Raw genomic sequence first — 18,523 nt, forward strand, 5'->3', positions numbered from 1 at the left:
AGGGGGCCGATCGCCTGACGCCCGTGCCCCGTGGGGGACGGTGGGCGCCGGGGCGTCAGGCGTCGGAGTCGAGCGTCAGCGAGGCGGTGTCGGTCTTGCCGTCGCGGACGTAGGTGACGCTGACCTGGTCGCCGGGGCGGTAGGCCCGGACGGTGGCGATCAGGTCGTCGGCGCTGCTGATCGCCGAGTCGTCGACCTTGGTGATGATGTCGCCTGACTTGAGGCCGGCCTCGCCGGCGCTGGAGCCGTCGGAGACCTCCTGCACCTGGGCGCCGTCCTCGAGGTCCTCGGTGGACTGCTGCTCCTGCTCCTGCTGCTCGGGCTGCTGCTGCTCCTCCTGCCCGGGGAGGCCGAACCCGAAGCCGCCGAGGCCGCCCTCGTCCTGGCCTTCGCCCTGGCCCTCGCCCTCGCCGTACTGCGGGGCCTCCTGGGACTGGCCGGAGGCCGAGGCGTCCGAGACCGTGATCCCGAGGCGGGCGTGGGTGGGCGTCTCGCCCTGGGAGAGCTGGTCGATGATCGGCATCACCGAGTCGATCGGGATGGCGAAGCCGAGGCCGATCGAGCCGGCCTCACCGTCGGCGGAGGAGGTCGAGCGGATCGAGGAGTTGATGCCGACCAGGGAACCGGTCATGTCGACCAGGGCGCCGCCGCTGTTGCCGGGGTTGATCGCCGCGTCGGTCTGGATGGCCGGGTAGACGGTGGCGTTGCCCTCCTCGTCGGAGCCGACGTTGACGGGGCGGTCGAGCGCGCTCACGATGCCCGAGGTGACCGTGGAGTCCAGGCCGAAGGGCGAACCGATCGCGACGACCTGCTCGCCGACGTCCAGGTTGCTGGACTTGCCGATCGTGGCGGGGGTGAGACCCGAGACACCCTGTGCCTTGATCACCGCGGTGTCGGTGAGCGGGTCGGTGCCCAGCACGGTCGCCGGGGCGTGGGTGCCGTCGTTGAAGTCCACCCGGATGGTGCCGCCGTCGCCGGCGACGCTGGCGACGTGGTTGTTGGTGAGGATGGTGCCGTCGGCGCTGAGGATGATGCCGGAGCCCGAGCCGGAACCCTCCTCGCCGCTGACCTCGATCATGACCACGGAGGGGAGCACGTTCGAGGCGACCGACTCGACGGAGCCGTCCGCGGCGTCCGCGTCGCCCTGGTCGACCACGTTGGCCACCGCGGAGGAGGTGCCGCCGTTGGACGGCTCCTCGCCCAGCGAGTTCCACAGGGCCGCACCACCCAGGCCGGCGCCCGCGCCCACGACCAGGGAGGCAGCCAGTACGCCGGCGACGAAGCCGCTCCGGCCCGACCGCTTCGATCCTGTCGGCGCGGGCCCCGAGGCCGGAGCCGGCGCCTGGGTGGCGGTGGTGGTTGTGGCGGTCGCTGCCCCCCCGGCACCTGCCGGCGCGGCGGCCGCCACGTTCTCGTTGCGGGTGGGTGCCTCACTGGTGGGCTGGGAGGCTGCGCCGTCCGCACGCTGCGGGTCGAACGTCCACGGCGTCCCGGCCGGCGGGGGCGTGGTCGGCCCCGGGTAGCGGGGGAACGGCTGGGTCTCATCGTGGCGTTCGGTCATGTTCTTACTTTCGGACCCGAGCCTGTGAGTCAGCTGAGATCACCCTGTCAGGCACGGAAGAAATCCGTCTCGGCCCTCACCGGAGATCCTCACCTGGGTCTTGCCCGCTGCTCAGGACCGAGCCCGGAGGGTGGGGTCTCGATGGCCCCGGGTGACTCGTGGCATCAGGCGGCCGCCTGGGGGCTCGGGTGGGCCCAGATCGCGTCGTTCGGTGTGAGCTGCGACATCTCCAGCCCAACCAGTGGGATCTGCTCACCTTCCGTTCACCTCGGTGGGCTTGGGTGACCGGCTGTGATCGACCCCCTCCTGCGCGGTGATTCCGCACCGCCCGCCCGCACGCTCGTCGACATCTTCCGGGAGACGGTCGCCGGTGCCGCGGATGAGCCCGCCGTCGACGCGGGCAACCGGGTGCTCACCTACGCCGAGCTGGAGGAGGCGGCCGACGAGCTCGCCGAGCGGCTCGCCGAGCATGGGATCGGCCCCGGCGACAAGGTCGGGGTGCGCATCCCGAGCGGCACCACCGACCTGTACGTCGCGGTCCTCGGCGTGCTGTGCGCCGGCGCCGGCTACGTACCGGTGGACGCCGAGGACCCGGAGGAGCGCGCCCGGCTGGTCTTCGGTGAGGCGCAGGTGGCTGCGGTCGTGGGTACTGACCTCGCCCTCGAGGTTCGCCGCCCCGGCGATGGACCGGTCGAGCCGGCCGACCCGGGCCTGGACGACGACTGCTGGGTGATCTTCACCTCCGGTTCGACGGGTAAGCCCAAGGGAGTGGCGGTCTCGCACCGCAGCGCGGCTGCCTTCGTCGACGCGGAGAGCCGGATGTTCCTCCAGGAGGAACCCCTGGGCGTGGGGGATCGGGTGATGGCCGGGCTGTCGGTCGCCTTCGACGCGAGCTGTGAGGAGATGTGGCTGGCCTGGCGGTACGGCGCCTGCCTGGTGCCGGCGCCGCGTGCCCTGGTGCGCAGTGGGGTGGACGTCGGCCCCTGGCTGGTGGCCAACGAGATCACCGTCGTCTCCACGGTGCCGACCCTGGTCGCCCTGTGGCCGGCGCCGGCCCTGGAGCGGGTCCGACTGCTCATCATGGGCGGCGAGGCCTGCCCGCCGGAGCTGGCCGCGCGCCTGGCCCGGCCCGGGCGGGAGGTCTGGAACACCTACGGCCCGACCGAGGCGACCGTGGTCGCCTGCGGCGCGCTGCTGACCGGCGAGGGACCGGTGCGGATCGGGCTGCCCCTGGACGGTTGGGACCTCGCCGTCGTCGACGCCGAGGGGCGGCCCGTCCCGCCGGGCGCGACCGGGGAGCTGATCATTGGCGGGGTCGGGCTGGCCCGCTACCTCGATCCCGCGAAGGACGCGGAGAAGTACGCGCCGATGCCCACCCTCGGCTGGGAGCGGGCCTACCGCTCCGGCGACCTGGTGGTCAACGACCCGGAGGGGCTGCTCTTCGGCGGGCGCGCCGACGACCAGGTCAAGCTCGGCGGTCGCCGCATCGAGCTGGGCGAGGTCGACAGTGCCCTGCTGGCACTGCCGGAGGTGCACGGTGCCGCGGCCGCGGTGCGGCGTACCAACGCGGGTCATCAACTGCTGGTCGGGTACGTCGCGACCGCCCCGGGCTTCGACCCCACCGCCGCGCTCGCCCAGCTCCGCCGGGAACTCCCGGCGGCACTGGTGCCGCGACTGGCGGTGGTGGACACCCTGCCGACCCGTACGTCGGGCAAGGTCGACCGGGACGCGCTGCCCTGGCCGGTCCCCGGCGCCGGTCGGACCGGAGGGGCGGAGCTGAGCGGCACGGCCGCGTGGATCGCCGAACTCTGGCTCGAGGTGCTCGGTGCGGAGGTGGGCAGCCGCGGGGACGACTTCTTCGACCTGGGCGGGGGCAGTCTGACCGCGGCGCAGATGGTGAGCCTGATCCGGGCGACGTACCCCGAGGTGGTCGTCGGTGATCTCTACGCCAACCCGACCCTCGGCGAGCTCGCCGACCACCTCGACGGGCTCACCGCCGGGGGCGCCACCCGGGACCACGAGGTGGCCTCGGTGCCGCTCAAGACGCAGGCGGGGCAGCTGCTCGCGAGCTTCGGGGTGCGCTGCCTGGCGGTGCCGCGCTGGCTCACCTGGACCGCGGTCGGTACCGCCGCGGCGGAGACGATCACCGGGATGGCCCTGCCGACGCTGCCGTGGTGGGGCCTCCTGCTCGCCGTCCTGGCCTTCCTCACCCCGCCGGGCCGGATCCTGCTGGCCGCGGGCGTGGTGCGGATCGTGCTGGCGCCGGTCACGCCTGGCGACCACCCCCGCGGTGGCAAGGCGCACCTCCGCCTCTGGTTCGCGACCCAGGCGGTCGCGCAGGTGGGGGCCGATGCGTTGGCCGGCAGTTCCTGGATGACCTGGTTCGCGCGGCTGCTCGGAGCCAAGGTGGGACGTGACGTCGACCTGCACACGCTGCCGCCGGTCACCGGTCTGGCGCACTTGGGCAAGGGGTGCTCGATCGAGCCCGAGGTCGACCTCAGCGGGTGGTGGATCGACGGCGACGTCGTCCGCCTCGGACCGGTGCACGTCGGGGCCGGGGCCCGGATCGGAGCGCGCTCGACCCTGACCCCCGACTCCTTCGTCGGGGCCCGGGCCGAGGTCGCCCCAGGTTCCGCGGTCTTCGGCACCGTCCCGGAGGGTGAGTTCTGGTCCGGCTCGCCCGCGCGGCGGGTCGCCGGCGAGGCCCGCGGACCCTGGCACCCCCGACGCCGCTCCTCGCCGCTGTGGGTGGGCGCGTACGGCGTCGCCGGGCTGGTGCTCGCCGGCCTGCCGGTGCTCGCGATCGCGGTCGGCACGCTGGTGGCCTGGCTGCTGGCCGGATCGCCGTCGACGGTGGCGGCCCTGGCCGAGGGGGCGTGGCCCGGCCTGCTGTGGATCGCCCCGCTCGCCTCCGCGGTGGGCTTCGTGACCCTGGCGCTGGCGGTCTGGGCCGTCGTCCGTGTGGCCGGTCTGGCCATCGCGCCCGGCGTACACCCGGTGCGCAGCACCCGCGGCCTGGCCGTGTGGGCGACCGTCCGGGTGCTCGACGAGGCCCGCACCTGGCTGTTCCCGCTGTACTCCTCGATGCTGACACCGGCCTGGTTCCGCGCGCTCGGCGCCCGCATCGGGCGGGACGTGGAGATCTCGACCGCACTGCTGATCCCGCGGCTCACCCAGGTCAACGACCACGCCTTCCTCGCCGACGACACGCTCATCGGTGGCTACGAGCTCGGCGGCGGCTGGGTCCGGGTCGAGCGGGTCAAGGTCGGCAAGCGCGCCTTCGTCGGCAACTCCGGGATGGCCGCGCCCGGGCGCAAGGTCCCCAAGGCGTCGCTGGTCGCGGTGCTCTCCGCGGCCCCGCGGCGCAGGAAGGCCCGCTCCGGGGAGTCCTGGCTCGGTTCGCCGCCGGCCCGGCTCCGGCGTACCTCCGAACAGGGCGATGAGGGCCGCACCTACGACCCGCCCGCGCGGCTCAAGGTGGCTCGCGCGCTCCTCGAACTGTGCCGGCTGCTGCCCATCACGCTCTCGGCGCTGCTCGGCGCGGGCGTGGTGGTCGCGGTGGTGCGGCTGTGGGAGGTGCACCTGCTCCTGGCGGTCCTGCTCGGCGGGGTCGCGCTGGTGCTGGCCGGGGCGCTCGCGGCGTTCTCGGCGGTGGTGGCCAAGTGGGCGCTGATCGGCCGGTTGCGTCCGGGCCAGCATCCGCTGTGGAGTTCGTTCGTGTGGCGCAACGAGCTGGCCGACACCTTCGTCGAGACCGTGGCGGCGCCGTGGTTCGCCCAGCCCGCCTCGGGTACGCCGCTGCTGGTCTGGTGGTTCCGGATGCTCGGGGCGCGGATCGGCCGAGGAGTCTGGATCGAGTCGCACTGGCTCCCGGAGGCGGACCTGGTGACGCTCGGGGACGGGGCGGTCGTCAACCACGGCACGGTGGTGCAGACCCATCTCTTCCACGACCGGATGCTCAGCCTCGACACCGTCAGCCTGGACGACGGCGCGACCCTCGGCCCGCACAGCGTCGTGCTGCCGGCCGCGCGGATCGGCGGCCATGCGGTCGTCGGCCCCGCCTCGCTGGTCATGCGCGGGGAGTCGCTCCCGCCCAAGACGATGTGGATCGGCAACCCGATCGGCCCCTGGGAGCTCGCCCCCGACGAGGCCGCCGCCCCTACCCCGCAGACCCAGGGAGCGTGACGTAGGTTGCGACTCGTGCCGCACCTCCCCACCGCCGACCCGTACCTGCCGCACCACGGCGACCCGTCCTGGCACGCGGTCCACTACGACCTCGATCTCGAGTACGACCTGGTCGGAAACCGGCTCAGCGGCACCGCCGTGATCACGGTCGAGGCGCTGACCGATCTGGACCGGCTGGTGCTCGACCTGGCCCACCTCCAGGTCAAGAAGGTCACCGTCGACGGCCGGCAGCCGGCCAAGCATGCCCACCGCCAGCATCGGCTGGTGGTCAGCCTGCGCGACCGGATCCGCGCGGGCGAGCGCGCCACCGTCACGGTCAAGTACGCCGGCAAGCCGCACCCGCTGGTCCTGCGCCACCACGGCGATGCCGGCTGGGAGGAGCTCACCGACGGGGTCATCGTCGCCGGCCAACCGCACGGCGCGCCCACCTGGTTCCCCTGCAACGACCGCGCGGACGACAAGGCCGCCTACACCATCTCCGTCTCCACGGCGGCCAACTACACGGTGGTGGCCAACGGCACCCTGGTCCGTCGTACCCGGCACGGCTCGGGGGAGACCTGGACGTACCAGCAGGTCGAGCCGATGCCGCCATACCTCGCGACCGTCCAGATCGGGCGCTACGCCCTGATCGAGCTCGACTCCGCCGGACGGGTGCCCATCCACGCGGCAGTGCCGGACTCCGCCCGCGCCGACTTCGACGCGTCCTTCGGCCGCCAGGGCGAGATGATGGCCTGCTTCGAGCGTCTCTTCGGGCCCTATCCGTTCCCGGCCTACACCGTCGTGGTCACCGACGACGAGCTCGAGATCCCGCTGGAGTCGCAGTCCCTCTCGACCTTCGGCCGCAACTTCCTGACCGGGGAGTGGGAGCAGGTGCGCCTGGTCGCGCACGAGCTCGCCCACCAGTGGTTCGGCAACGCCGTCACGATGCGCCGGCTCCAGGACATCTGGCTGCACGAGGGCTTCGCCTGCTACGCCGAGTGGCTGTGGGCCGAGGACGGTGGCTACCGCTCGGCCGACGCCTGGGCGGCGCATCACCACGCCCGGCTGGACGGACTGCGGAAGGACCTCCTGCTCGCCGATCCGGGGCCAGACCTGATGTTCGACGACCGGGTCTACAAGCGCGGCGCGCTCACGCTGCATGCGCTGCGCGGCGAGCTCGGGGACGACGCCTTCTTCGGCCTGCTGCGCACCTGGGTCGCGCGGTACGCCGGCGGCTCGGCCGACACCGCCGACTTCGAGGCCCTCGCGGCCGAGGTCGCCGGACGCCCCCTCACCGGCTTGTTCGACGCGTGGCTGCGCCGCAAGGAACTCCCCGCGCTGACCTGACCTGCCCGCCGGTGCCGTCCGGCACCGGCCGGGACGATCGCCGGCCATCGGGTCGCCGGAGATCCGATCGCGGATCGGCTCGCGACCGGGTGGGCTCGGGACCGGGTCGGTTCGGCGGTCGCCGGACAGCGGGTCGGCCCGGTGCGGCCCGGTGCGGCCCGGTGCGGCCCGGTGCGGCCCGGTGCGGGCCGGTCGGCCCGGTCTGGGTTCAGGTCAGCCGCTGATCGGCCAGGGTCTCCACGACGAGGTCCGCCATCCACCGTTGAGCAGGGGAGGCCGAGCGGCGGGTGTAGGCGGTGACATCGATCGCCTCGATCGGGCGGGGCAGGTCGATGACCGAGAGGGCGTGCCGCCGGGCGAAGACCTCGGCGATGTGGCGGGGAACGATGGCGAGCACGTCGCTGGTCGCGACGACGTACGGCGCCGAGGCGTAGCTGGCCAGCTCCAGCTCGACGCGATCCTCCAGCCCGAGCCGGCGCAGCAGCCGGAGCGGACCCAGATGGTCGCCGGAGGAGTGCACGGTGACGAACCGCTCCCGCGCGAACCCCTCCTCGTCGAGGGCACCGCCGCGGGCCCGCGGGTGATCGGCGGCGGCGATGAGGGCGTAGTCGACCCGGAGGAACGGACGCCCCACCACCCGGTCGTCGTTCGGGGGAGCGCTGGTGACGGCGAGATCGAGCCGGCCGGCCACGAGCAGATCGGCGAACTCGTCGACCACCAGCTTGCGCGCGCGCAGCCAGGCACCGGGCGCGCGGCGGGCGAGCGCGGGCAGCAGGAGCGGCAGGAAGGACAGTTCGCCGAAGTCGGAGAGCATCACGCTGAACTCGCGCTCGGTGGTGGCCGGGTCGAACTCCGCCGGACCGGCGAACGTGCGGTCGATGGTCGCCAGCGCGTCCCGCAGGGCGGGGTACATCTCACGAGCGCGCGCGCTGGGCCGCAGCCCCTCGCGGCCGCGGACGAAGAGGTCCTCGCCGAACCGCCGGCGCAGCTTGGCCAGGGTGTAGCTCACGGTGGGCTGGGAGAGCCGCATCAGCTCCGCCGTGGCGGTCACCGACCGGGTCTCGTAGAGCAGCACGAAGGTGCGCACCTGCGCCATGTCCAGCGTGCCGGTCATCCCGCACCCCCTCGTTATCGAATCCGTCGATGTTTCGACCCAGCCGATTCTATTGGTCATCGATGTGATGGCAGCCATACGGTTCGTCGGTGACCAACGCGACACCTGCCCGGCCGACCGGTACGACGACCGTGAGGGACAGCACCTACGCGCTCCTCGAACGCTCCGGGGTGACCACGATCTTCGGCAATCCCGGCTCCAACGAGCTGCCGTTCCTCGCCGGGATGCCGGCGAGCATGCGCTATGTGCTGGCGCTCCACGAGGGCGCGGCCGTGGCGATGGCCGACGGGTACGCCCAGGCCTCCGGTGAGCTCGGCGTGGTGAACCTGCACGCAGCCTCCGGCACCGGCAACGCGATGGGCGGGCTCAGCAACGCCGCCGTGTCCCGCTCCCCACTGCTCCTGCTCGCCGGACAGCAGGTCCGCGAGACGGTCGGGCAGAACGTCATGCTCGCCAACATGGACGCGGCCCAGCTGACCCGGCCGCTGACCGGCTACTCCGCCGAGCCGCTGGCCGCCGTCGACGTGCCCCGCACGCTGGCCGAGGCGATCCACCACGCCGGGCCGGGCCGGCGGGGTCCGTCGTTCGTCTCGGTGCCCTACGACGACTGGGAGCGGCCGGCAGCGGCCGGGGACCCCGCCCTGCTCGCGCGCACCGTGACCCGCGCGTTCCACGCCGCCCCCGAGGAGGTCGAGCGGATCGCCGGGCTCCTCGCGGGCGCGCAGCGGCCGGCGCTCGTCCTCGGCTCCGACCTCGACGGCACCGCCACCCCGGGCGCGCTGGTCGCCCTCGCCGAGCACCTCGGGGCGACCGTCCACGTGGCGCCCTCGCCGTACCGGCTGCCCTTCCCCAACCGGCACCGCCTCTTCGCCGGCGTGCTGCCGGCGGGCATCCGTTCGATCCGCGACGCGCTCGCCGGGCACGACCTCGTGCTGGTCCTCGGTGCGCCGGTCTTCCGGTACCACCAGTACGAGCCGGGGGAGTACCTCGCTGAGGGGACCCGGTTGATCCAGGTCACCGACGACACCGACGCAGCCGCCCGAGCCCCCTTCGGGGAGACCCTGCTGGCCGAGCCGGCCGCCCTCGTGGACGGCCTGATCGCGTGTCTGGGTGCGGAGCCCCGCCCCACCTCCGCGGAGGACCCCGAGGCCTATCTGCCCTGCCCGGAGCCCGGTACGGCGGGCGCGGGCCGGCTCCATCCCGCCGAGGTCTTCGCGGCGCTGCGGCGTACCCAGCCGCGCGACACCGCCTACGTGGTCGAGTCGACCTCCACCACCGGCGACTTCTGGGCCCAGATGGACCTCCGCGAGCCCGGCAGCTACTTCTGGCCCGCCTCCGGCGGTCTCGGCTTCGGCCTGCCGGCCGCGGTCGGCGTCGCGCTGGCCCGCCCCGACCGCCGGGTGGTCGGGGTGATCGGCGACGGGTCGGCCAACTACGGCATCACCGCGTTGTGGACGGCGGCGCAGCTGCGCCTACCGTTGACCATCGTGATCCTGCGCAACGGCACCTATGGTGCGCTCCGGTGGTTCGCCGACGTCCTCGGCACGCCGGACGCACCCGGCCTCGACATCCCCGACATCGACCTGGTGCCGGTGGCCGAGGGGTACGGCGTACCCGGCCGACGCGTCCAGGACCTGGCCACCCTCGAGGACCTGCTCCGCCGCGAACCCGACGGCCCGCGGCTGCTCCAGGTCGAGACCAGCCTGACCACCCCGCACTGACCATCCGCAGCGCCACGCCCAACCCCCACCACCGGACCGCCGGCCGCACCGACGCAGGCGAACGTCGCGATCGGGCCGATCGCGGTCCAGTACCGAAGGAGCACCACTCATGTCCCGACCCACGTCCGTGCAGGACGATCGCACCCGCCGCTGGGTGCGCGCCCTGTGCTGGGCCACCGTCACCCTGGAGGGCTTCGACATCGTCGCCCTCAGCGCGTCGCTGCCCTCGATCCTCGACAGCGGGCACGCCGGGATGGGCAAGGCGGAGGCCACCCTGGTCACCACCATCTCGCTGGTGGGCATCATGGTCGGCGCGATCCTGGTCGGCCCGCTCTCGGACCGGATCGGCCGCCGCGGCACCATGCTCGGCTCGATCGCGCTGTTCTCGGTCCTGACCATCGTCGTACCGCTGGCCCCGAACGCGGAGGTGTTCGCGGCGCTGCGGTTCGTGGCGGGGATCGGCCTGGGCGCCTGCATGCCGGCCGCCCTGACGATGATGAGCGAGACCACCCCGGACAGTGAGCGGGCACGGTCCACGACCTTCACCATGACCGGCTACCACGTCGGTGCCGTGCTGACCTCGCTGGTGGCGCTCGCGGTCGTGCCGCGGTGGGAGCTGCTCTTCGTGATCGGCGGCGTCGCCGGCCTGGTCGTGCTGCCGCTGATGTGGCTCCACCTCCCGGAGACCAACCCGGTCGCCATCGCCCGACGCAGCGCCGACCAGGTCCAGGAGAAGCCCGGCATCGCGGCCACCCTCCGCTCGCCGTACCTCGTGGCCAGCCTGGCCACCTGGGCCGCCTCCTTCATGGGGCTGCTCCTCGTCTACGGACTCAACAGCTGGCTGCCGACCATCATGCGCGAGGCCGGCTACGAGATCGCCGCGTCGCTGACCCTGCTGCTGCTGCTCAACCTCGGCGGCATCGTCGGGCTGGTGCTGGCCGGTGTGATCGGCGACAAGCGCGGCATCCGGGGCAGCGCGCTGCTCTGGTTCGCGGCGGCGGCGGTGCTGCTCGCCCTGCTCAGCATCAAGATGCCGACCCTCCTGCTCAACCTGGCGGTCTTCCTCACCGGCGTCTTCGTGTTCAGCGCCCAGGTGCTCGTCTACGCCTGGATCACCAGGCACTACCCGCCCGAGCTGCGCGGTACGGCGCTCGGGCTCGCCTCGGGGGTCGGCCGGCTCGGCTCGATCGTCGGCCCCGCCGTCACCGGTGCGCTGGTGACCGCGAACCTCGCCTACCCGTGGGGCTTCTACTTCTTCGCCGTCGTCGCGCTGCTCGCTGTCGTGGCGATGGTCATCGTCCCTGCCAAGCTCAGCAGCACCCACCGCCATCAGGAGGCCACTGCATGAACCCCACCTGGACCGACAGCATCTACCAGGGCGGCTTCGTCCCGGGCTCGGGACCGAGGATCGAGGTGACCGACAAGGCCACCGGCACCGTCATCGGCACGGCCGGCTCGGCCACCACCGCGGACGTCGACCGTGCGCTCGCCACCGCCACCGAGGCCCAGCGCGCCTGGGCCGCCGCGCCGTACGACGAGCGGGTCGCCGTCCTGCTGCGCGCCGCCGCCCTCGCCGAGGCCGAACCCGAGCGGCTGGTGCCCTGGCTCCAGCGCGAGGCCGGTTCGGCGCCGGGCAAGGCGGGCTTCGAGCACGGCCTGGTCGTCGCCGAACTGCGCGAGGCGGCCGCGACCGCCTCGGCGCCGTACGGGCGGCTGCTGCGCTCCACCAAGCCCCGGATGTCCTTCGCCCGGTACATCCCGGTGGGCGTCGTCGGCGTGATCTCGCCGTTCAACTTCCCCGCGATCCTGTCCATGCGCTCGGTGGCGCCGGCGCTGGCGCTGGGCAACGCGGTCGTGCTCAAGCCGGACCCGCGGACGGCCGTCTCCGGCGGCCTCGCCCTCGCCGAACTGCTGCACGACGCCGGCCTCCCGGAGGGTCTGCTGCACGTCCTTCCCGGCGGTGCCGAGATCGGCCAGCACCTGGTCGCCCACCCCGAGATCCCCTGCCTCAGCTTCACCGGCTCGACCGGTGCCGGCCGGGCGATCGCCGCGGCGGCCGCTCCGTTGTTCAAGAAGGTCCACCTCGAACTGGGGGGCAACAACGCCCTGCTCGTGCTCCCGGACGCAGACCTGGACCGGGCGGCCTCCGCCGGGGCCTGGGGGTCCTTCCTGCACCAGGGCCAGATCTGCATGACCACCGGACGTCACCTCGTCCACCGCAGCCGCGCCGAGGAGTACACCGACCTGCTCGCGGCCAAGGCCGACGCGCTCCCGGTCGGCGACCCGTCCGGTGGCGAGGTCGCTCTCGGACCGCTGATCGACGCCGGCCAGCGCGACAAGGTGCACGGGTTCGTGACCAGCACCCTCGAGGCGGGCGCCCGGCTCGCCGCCGGCGGCAGCTACGACCAGCTCTTCTACCGGCCCACCGTGCTTGCCGACGTGCGCCCCGACCACCCGGCGGCCCGCGAGGAGATCTTCGGCCCCGTGGCCCCGGTGATCGTGTACGACGACGTCGAGGAGGCAGTCGCCCTGGTCAACGCCGACCCCTACGGGCTCTCTGTCGGCGTCCTGAGCGCCAACCCGATGGTGGCCTACGACCTGAGCGCACGGCTCGAGGTCGGCATGGTGCACATCAACGACCAGACCGTCGACGACGAGTCGGTCATCCCGTTCGGTGGGATCAAGGCCTCCGGCTCCGGTGGTCACTTCGGCGGTGCCGAAGCCAACCTGGAGACCTTCGGCCACCTCCAGTGGGTCACCATGCAGACCGAGATCGCGCAGTACCCCTTCTGACCGCGACCGGTCGAGTCGGTCCTCGTGGTCGGTCGAGTCGGTCGCCGTGGTCGGTCGAGTCGGTCCTCGTGGTCGGTCGGGTCGGTCGCTGACCGACCGGCCGCGAGGTCCGACGGGACGGCTCAGATCCGTCTCGTTCAGGGGAGGAGCGCGCGGGCGCGCAGCTCGGCGCGCAGCCGCTCGGCGCCGGTGAAGCGGACGGCGTCCAGCCCGACCGCCGCGGCCGCGGCGACGTTCTCCGCACGGTCGTCGACGAAGAGCAGTTCGTCCGGACGAAGACCGGACCGATCGATCGCGATCCGGTAGATCGCCGGGTCGGGCTTGGCCAGCCCGACCTCGCCGGAGACGGTCACGCCGTGCAGCAGCCGGACGACGTCGAAGGTGGCGGGCGCGTGCGGGTACGACTCGGCCGACCAGTTGGTCAGGCCGTACTGCGGTACGCCGGCCGCGTGCAGTTCGCGGAGCAGGGCCGCCGTGCCGGGCACCTCGCCGACCAGCGAGGAGGGGAAGTGCTCGACGTAGGAGCGGGCGTGCGGTAGCCACTGCGGAGCCTCGCGCTCCACGACCGCCAGGGCCTCGGCCCATCCACGGCCGGCGTCGCAGGCGTGGTTCCAGGCACCGAAGTCGAACCCGGCGAGGAAGCGGTGGGCCTCCTGCGCCCCGACGCCGGCCGCGACGGCGGGGAAGGGGTCCCACCGGATCACGACGTTGCCGAGGTCCCAGATCACCGCGGAGACCTGAGAAGGAGACGGGACAGCCCCGGCGGACGATGTCCGTCGGGGCTGTCTCACGCTGAGGCTCGGCTCAGTCCGGTCGCTCGGAGCGGATCCGGTCAGGCCCAGCGCTGCGCGGCCGGGACGAAGTCGAGGCGACGCTCTCCGGTGTAGATCTGCTTGGGACGCGCGATCTTCTGCTCCTTGTCCTGGACCAGCTCCAGCCACTGGGCCAGCCAGCCCGGGGTGCGGCCGATCGCGAACAGGACGGTGAACATCTCCGGCGGGAACTCCAGCGCCTCGTAGATGAGGCCGGAGTAGAAGTCGACGTTCGGGTAGAGCTTGCGCTTGACGAAGTACTCGTCCTCGAGCGCGATCTTCTCCAGCTCCTGGGCGATCTCGAGCAACGGGTTGACCCCGGTGACCTCGAAGACGTCGTCGCAGGCCTTCTTGATCAGCTTCGCGCGCGGGTCGTAGTTCTTGTAGACCCGGTGGCCGAAGCCCATCAGGCGCTCGTCGCCGGCCTTCACCCCCTCGATGAAGGCGGGGATGTTCTCCTTGGAGCCGATCCGCTTGAGCATCTTGAGCACGGCCTCGTTGGCGCCGCCGTGCAGCGGGCCGTAGAGGGCGCCGACGCCGGCCGCGACCGCGGAGTACGGGTCGACCTGGCTGGAGCCGACCGAGCGCACGGCGTTGGCCGAGCAGTTCTGCTCGTGGTCGGCGTGCAGGATGAGCAGGGTGTCGAGCGCCTTGACGATGCGCTCGTCGCCGGCGTACTTCGTCTCGCTCATCTTGAACAGCATGGAGAGGAAGTTGCCGGTGTAGGACAGGTCGTTGTCGGGGTAGATGTACGGCTTGCCCTGCGCGTGCCGGTAGGCCCAGGCGCCGAGGGTCGGCATCTTGGCGATCATCCGCACGATCTGGAGGTTGCGGATGTCGGCGTCGGCGATGTTGCTCGCGTCCGGGTAGAACGTCGAGAGCGCGCCGACGGAGGCCATCAGCATCCCCATCGGGTGGGCGTCGTAGCGGAAGCCCTGCATGAAGCTCTTGATGTTCTCGTGCACGAACGTGTGGAAGGTGATCTCGTGCTCCCACGCGTCGTACTCGGCCTTGGTGGGCAGGCTTCCGTGGATCAGCAGGTACGCCACCTCGAGGAAGGTGGATTGCTCCGCCAACTGCTCGATGGGGTAGCCCCGGTATTCCAGGATGCCTTTGTCGCCGTCGATGTAGGTGATGGAGCTTCGGCACGACGCGGTGTTGGTGAAGCCGGGGTCGTACACGGCGAGGCCGGGCTCGTCCTCGTCCGTCCGGATCTTCCCGAACTCCGAGGCCCGGATGGCGCCGTCGGTGATCGGTACCTCGTACTCCACGCCGGTGCGGTTGTCTCGCACAGTCAGGGAATCAGTCACGGGCCTCAACCTAACCCTTGAATCGACGGGGCCGGTAGGCGGTGTCCCGTTGGTTGGTCCCTCGTGCCCGCGCGGAGCCCCGTGCGACGCTGTCCCAGGCGTCCGGCGGATGGTGCCGGAACGCCGACGCGGGCTGCGTTTTGACCCCCCGGAACTCGCCCGCGTAATCTTGTTCGGTCGCGCCTCCTGCCGCCTCCCGACCCGCGCACGGGCCGAGGGGTAGTCCTGGAGTGGAGTTCGAGCCAGGCCGTGTTCGTCAGAAGGCGCGAGTAAGACCCGAGCAGCATCCGCTGCCCGGGACCAACGAACGAAGAAGGCACACGTGCGTACTTACGCTCCCAAGCCCGGCGACATCGAGCGCGCCTGGCTCGTGATCGACGCGAACGACGTCCGCCTGGGTCACCTGGCGGTCCAGGTCGCGAACCTGCTCCGAGGCAAGCACAAGGCGATCTACGCCCCCAACGCCGACACCGGTGACTTCGTCATCGTCGTCAACGCCGAGAAGGTCTCCCTCTCCGGCAACAAGCGGACGGCGAAGCTGGCCTACCGTCACTCGGGTTACCCCGGTGGTCTGACCGCTACCCCGATCGGCGAGGTCCTCGACAAGGACGCCCGTAAGGCGATCGAGAAGGCCGTGTGGGGCATGCTGCCGAAGAACAAGCTCGGTCGGCAGATGCTGAAGAAGCTCAAGGTCTACTCCGGCCCGACGCACCCGCACCAGGCTCAGAAGGCCGTCCCCTTCGAGATCAAGCAGATCTCCCAGTAATCGTCGAGCGAGGATCACTTCATGTCTGAGAACAGCACCGAGGTCGAAGAGACCTTCGAGACCAACGAGCAGGGCGTCGCCTACACCTCCGAGAGCGACGCCTCCGCCGAGGTCTCCGACCGTCCGGCCACCATCGCCCCCGCGGGCGGCACCGGCCGCCGCAAGGAGTCCGTGGCCCGGGTCCGGATCGTGCCGGGCACCGGCAACTGGACCATCAACGGTCGCACCATGGACTCGTACTTCCCCAACAAGCTGCACCAGCAGGTCGCGAACGAGCCGTTCGCCGCGCTGCAGCTCGAGGGTCGCTTCGACGTCATCGCCCGCATCCACGGCGGCGGCATCGCCGGCCAGGCCGGCGCCCTGCGCCTCGGCGTGGCCCGTGCGCTGAACGACGTCGACGTGGACGCCAACCGGCCGACCCTCAAGAAGGCTGGTCTGCTGACCCGCGACGCCCGCGTCGTGGAGCGCAAGAAGGCGGGTCTGAAGAAGGCTCGCAAGGCCTCGCAGTTCAGCAAGCGCTGACGAAGGCCTCTCTTGGCACGCCTTTTCGGCACGGACGGGGTCCGGGGCCTGGCGAACGGTGATCTCACCGTCTCGCTGGCCCTGGACCTCGCTGTTTCCGCCGCTCATGTCCTGACCGCCGACGCGGTCGCCTCGGCTCGTCGGCCCATCGCCGTGGTCGGTCGTGACACCCGCATCTCCGGTGAGTTCCTCCAGGCCGCCGTGGCGGCCGGGCTCGCCTCCTCCGGGGTGGACGTCATCGACCTCGGCGTCCTGCCGACCCCGGCGGTCGCGCACCTGACCGCCGCCCTCGGCGCCGATCTCGGGGTCGTCCTCTCCGCCTCGCACAACCCGATGCCCGACAACGGGATCAAGTTCCTCGCCCGCGGCGGGGTCAAGCTGGACGATGCGATGGAGGACGCCATCGAGGCCGGTCTCGGCCGCGAGACCGAGCGCCCCCTCGGCGCCGGCGTCGGCCGGATCACGCCGTACCCCACCGGGGTCGAGGAGTACGTCGAGCACCTGGCCGGCACCCTCGCCCATCGGCACGACGGCCTCACCGTGGTGGTGGACTGTGCCCAGGGGGCAGCCTCGGTCTCCGGGCCGCTCGCGCTCGCCCGTGCGGGTGCTCGCGTGATCGCGATCAACCACACCCCGAACGGCCTGGACATCAACGCCGGCTGCGGCTCCACCCACCCCGAGGCCCTGCAGAAGGCGGTCCTCGAGCACGGCGCCGACGCCGGCTTCGCCTTCGACGGGGACGCCGACCGGTGTCTGGCCGTCGACCACGAGGGCGGCCTGGTCGACGGTGATCAGGTGATGGGCATCCTCGCGCTCGGCCTGGCTGAGGAGGGGGAGCTGGCCGGTGACACCCTGGTCGCCACCGTGATGAGCAACCTCGGGCTGCTGCGGGCGATGGAGTCGGCCGGTATCCAGGTGGCGCAGACCGCGGTCGGTGACCGATACGTCCTGGAGGAGATGCGCCGCGGCGGCTACGTGCTGGGCGGGGAGCAGTCCGGGCACATCGTGCTGAGCCGGCACGCGACCACCGGCGACGGCACCCTGACCGCACTGCAGGTGCTCGACCGGATGGCCCGGACGGGTCGCTCGCTGGCGGCCCTGGCCGAGCCGGTCGCCCGCTTCCCCCAGGTGCTGATCAACGTGCCGGACGTCGACAAGCACCGCACCGACGACCCCGAGCTGGTGGCCGCGATCGCCGCCCAGGGGGCCGAACTGGGCAACGACGGCCGGATCCTGCTCCGTGCCTCCGGCACCGAGCCGGTCGTGCGGGTGATGGTGGAGGCACCCACCCTCGAACGCGCGGGATCGGTCGCCGAGCGGCTCGCCTCCGTCGTACGCCGGCGGCTCGCGCTCTGAGGAGACCCGCACCCACGCCGGGCGGGACGCGCGGCGTCCGGTCACGCTTCGCCGGCTGCTCGCGGCCGGACACGCCTGGACGCCGTCCTGGCCCGATCGTGCACCGCCGCGGCTCGCAGAGGTCGGGCCGGGTAGCGCGACGGGCTGTGGAGAACGGTCCCGGGACCGCTCCCAGGACCTAGCCTCCTGAGACGCGGCCGACGGGCCGCGACTCGGTCCCGGGGGTGTGATGCGACGTCTGGCCGGCCTGCTCGGCGTGGTGGCGGCGGTGTGCGTCGTCGCGGTGAGCGTGATCGCGCTCAGCCTCCCCGATCCCGATCCCGACACACTCTCGGACCCACGCCCGGAGCCACGCCCGGCCCGGGGCACGGCGGACGGCCCGGTCCTCGACCGGAGCCTGCGCGTGCGCGGGGCCACCGCCCGGCTGCCTGCCGGATGGGAGTTCACCGGACCCGGTTCGGTGATCCGCTACACCGATCGGACCGGCCGGGTGACGGCCCAGATCTCGGCCCCGGCGGTGTTCGACTCCGGATTCTGTCCGCGCGCGGCCGGCAGCAGTCGGGCCTTCGCCGGCTTCCTGCCCGCACGGGCGGGTCCACCTGCCGCGGTGGCCCGGCGGACCGCCCGGAGCTGGGCCGATGCCGTCGCCCGCGACCCGGTCGCCGGCGACACCGGCGCGGCCGGCCGGGTCGTCGACGGTGTATCGAGCAGGCCCGCAGGGTCCACCGCCCACCGGGCGGACGCCCGGGTCGAACTGAAGGGCGGGGGCTGCCGTCCGCCGAGCGCCGAGATCACCGTGGTCGCCGTACCGACCCCACCCGGCGTGGTGGCGTTCGTGTTGGTCCGCGACGCGGGCGCGCGGGGTGACCTGCCCGCACATGTCGCCGCGGAGATCGTCGCGTCGGTCCGGGCGAGCCGACCGGGTCCGGCCGACGGCACCCGCGTGCGCGACTCCCGGCGCACCCGAAGAACGCCGGATGGATGAGGTCGCGCCCGCTGGTCCGGTGGTCGGGCGGCGCGGTGGCAGCGGACACCCGTGGATGCGCGCCCGGCCGGA

Annotated in this window: 13 protein-coding genes; 9 read left to right on the top strand and 4 right to left on the bottom strand. The window is 72.6% G+C overall.

The annotated features are described in order from the left end of the window. Positions 1-55: 55 nt before the first annotated feature. On the bottom strand, positions 56-1,561 hold the full coding sequence (locus tag G515_RS21550; RefSeq protein ID WP_084653576.1) for a S1C family serine protease: 1,506 nt from the start codon (positions 1,559-1,561) through the stop codon (positions 56-58). A gap of 291 nt (positions 1,562-1,852) precedes the next feature. On the opposite strand from G515_RS21550, the gene G515_RS21555 reads away from it, so the two are divergent. Both G515_RS21555 and G515_RS0114130 read left to right on the top strand, forming a co-directional pair. Then, positions 1,853-5,746 carry a Pls/PosA family non-ribosomal peptide synthetase gene (locus G515_RS21555; protein ID WP_051218390.1) on the top strand — a complete coding sequence of 1,298 codons (3,894 nt, stop codon included), beginning with the start codon at positions 1,853-1,855 and terminating at the stop codon, positions 5,744-5,746. A 15-nt stretch (positions 5,747-5,761) separates the two neighbouring features. After that, positions 5,762-7,072 carry a M1 family metallopeptidase gene (locus G515_RS0114130; RefSeq protein WP_051218391.1) on the top strand — a complete coding sequence of 437 codons (1,311 nt, stop codon included), beginning with the start codon at positions 5,762-5,764 and terminating at the stop codon, positions 7,070-7,072. Between the two features lie 208 nt (positions 7,073-7,280). Here the strand turns inward: G515_RS0114130 and G515_RS0114135 are convergent, their stop codons facing one another. Beyond that, positions 7,281-8,186 carry a LysR family transcriptional regulator gene (locus tag G515_RS0114135; protein WP_028660656.1) on the bottom strand — a complete coding sequence of 302 codons (906 nt, stop codon included), beginning with the start codon at positions 8,184-8,186 and terminating at the stop codon, positions 7,281-7,283. Positions 8,187-8,275: 89 nt separating this feature from the next. On the opposite strand from G515_RS0114135, the gene mdlC reads away from it, so the two are divergent. The 3 genes from mdlC (at position 8,276) to G515_RS0114150 (ending at position 12,700) form a co-directional block, all read left to right on the top strand. Continuing rightward, a complete protein-coding gene (mdlC, locus tag G515_RS0114140) occupies positions 8,276-9,907 on the top strand; it encodes a benzoylformate decarboxylase (RefSeq protein WP_051218392.1) in 1,632 nt (543 codons plus the stop codon). 109 nt (positions 9,908-10,016) lie between these two features. Further along, positions 10,017-11,255, top strand: a complete 1,239-nt coding sequence (locus G515_RS21560) for an MFS transporter (RefSeq protein WP_036555550.1) — start codon at positions 10,017-10,019, stop codon at positions 11,253-11,255. Next, positions 11,252-12,700, top strand: coding sequence for an aldehyde dehydrogenase family protein (locus tag G515_RS0114150; RefSeq protein ID WP_028660658.1), 1,449 nt, complete (start codon positions 11,252-11,254; stop codon positions 12,698-12,700). Before G515_RS21560 ends, G515_RS0114150 begins: the two co-directional genes overlap by 4 nt. Before the next feature lie 137 nt (positions 12,701-12,837). Here the strand turns inward: G515_RS0114150 and G515_RS0114155 are convergent, their stop codons facing one another. Then, positions 12,838-13,428: an HAD-IA family hydrolase gene (locus G515_RS0114155; RefSeq protein ID WP_028660659.1), complete on the bottom strand. Its 591-nt coding sequence runs from the start codon at positions 13,426-13,428 to the stop codon at positions 12,838-12,840. 104 nt (positions 13,429-13,532) lie between these two features. Beyond that, positions 13,533-14,822 carry a citrate synthase gene (locus G515_RS0114160; protein WP_084653578.1) on the bottom strand — a complete coding sequence of 430 codons (1,290 nt, stop codon included), beginning with the start codon at positions 14,820-14,822 and terminating at the stop codon, positions 13,533-13,535. A 322-nt stretch (positions 14,823-15,144) separates the two neighbouring features. On the opposite strand from G515_RS0114160, the gene rplM reads away from it, so the two are divergent. From rplM to G515_RS0114180, 4 genes are all read left to right on the top strand, one after another. Next, positions 15,145-15,588, top strand: coding sequence for a 50S ribosomal protein L13 (gene rplM, locus G515_RS0114165; protein ID WP_028660661.1), 444 nt, complete (start codon positions 15,145-15,147; stop codon positions 15,586-15,588). Positions 15,589-15,609: 21 nt separating this feature from the next. Beyond that, entirely contained in the window at positions 15,610-16,110 is a 501-nt protein-coding gene (gene rpsI / locus G515_RS0114170) for a 30S ribosomal protein S9 (protein ID WP_028660662.1), read from the top strand. 12 nt (positions 16,111-16,122) lie between these two features. Then, a complete protein-coding gene (gene glmM, locus G515_RS0114175) occupies positions 16,123-17,466 on the top strand; it encodes a phosphoglucosamine mutase (RefSeq protein WP_028660663.1) in 1,344 nt (447 codons plus the stop codon). A gap of 229 nt (positions 17,467-17,695) precedes the next feature. Further along, on the top strand, positions 17,696-18,451 hold the full coding sequence (locus G515_RS0114180; RefSeq protein ID WP_028660664.1) for a DUF8017 domain-containing protein: 756 nt from the start codon (positions 17,696-17,698) through the stop codon (positions 18,449-18,451). Positions 18,452-18,523: the final 72 nt, after the last annotated feature.

Origin of the sequence: Nocardioides insulae DSM 17944, assembly GCF_000422825.1 — a bacterium.
GTDB classification, from domain to species: Bacteria; Actinomycetota; Actinomycetes; order Propionibacteriales; family Nocardioidaceae; genus Nocardioides; species Nocardioides insulae.

Excerpts from the sequence above, each read along its gene's own strand:
- G515_RS21550 (WP_084653576.1), bottom strand. The coding sequence starts at position 1,561 with ATGACCGAACGCCACGATGAGACCCAGCCGTTCCCCCGCTACCCGGGG.
- G515_RS0114135 (WP_028660656.1), bottom strand. The coding sequence starts at position 8,186 with ATGACCGGCACGCTGGACATGGCGCAGGTGCGCACCTTCGTGCTGCTC.
- G515_RS21560 (WP_036555550.1), top strand. The coding sequence starts at position 10,017 with ATGTCCCGACCCACGTCCGTGCAGGACGATCGCACCCGCCGCTGGGTG.
- G515_RS0114150 (WP_028660658.1), top strand. The coding sequence starts at position 11,252 with ATGAACCCCACCTGGACCGACAGCATCTACCAGGGCGGCTTCGTCCCG.
- rpsI (WP_028660662.1), top strand. The coding sequence starts at position 15,610 with ATGTCTGAGAACAGCACCGAGGTCGAAGAGACCTTCGAGACCAACGAG.
- G515_RS0114180 (WP_028660664.1), top strand. The coding sequence starts at position 17,696 with ATGCGACGTCTGGCCGGCCTGCTCGGCGTGGTGGCGGCGGTGTGCGTC.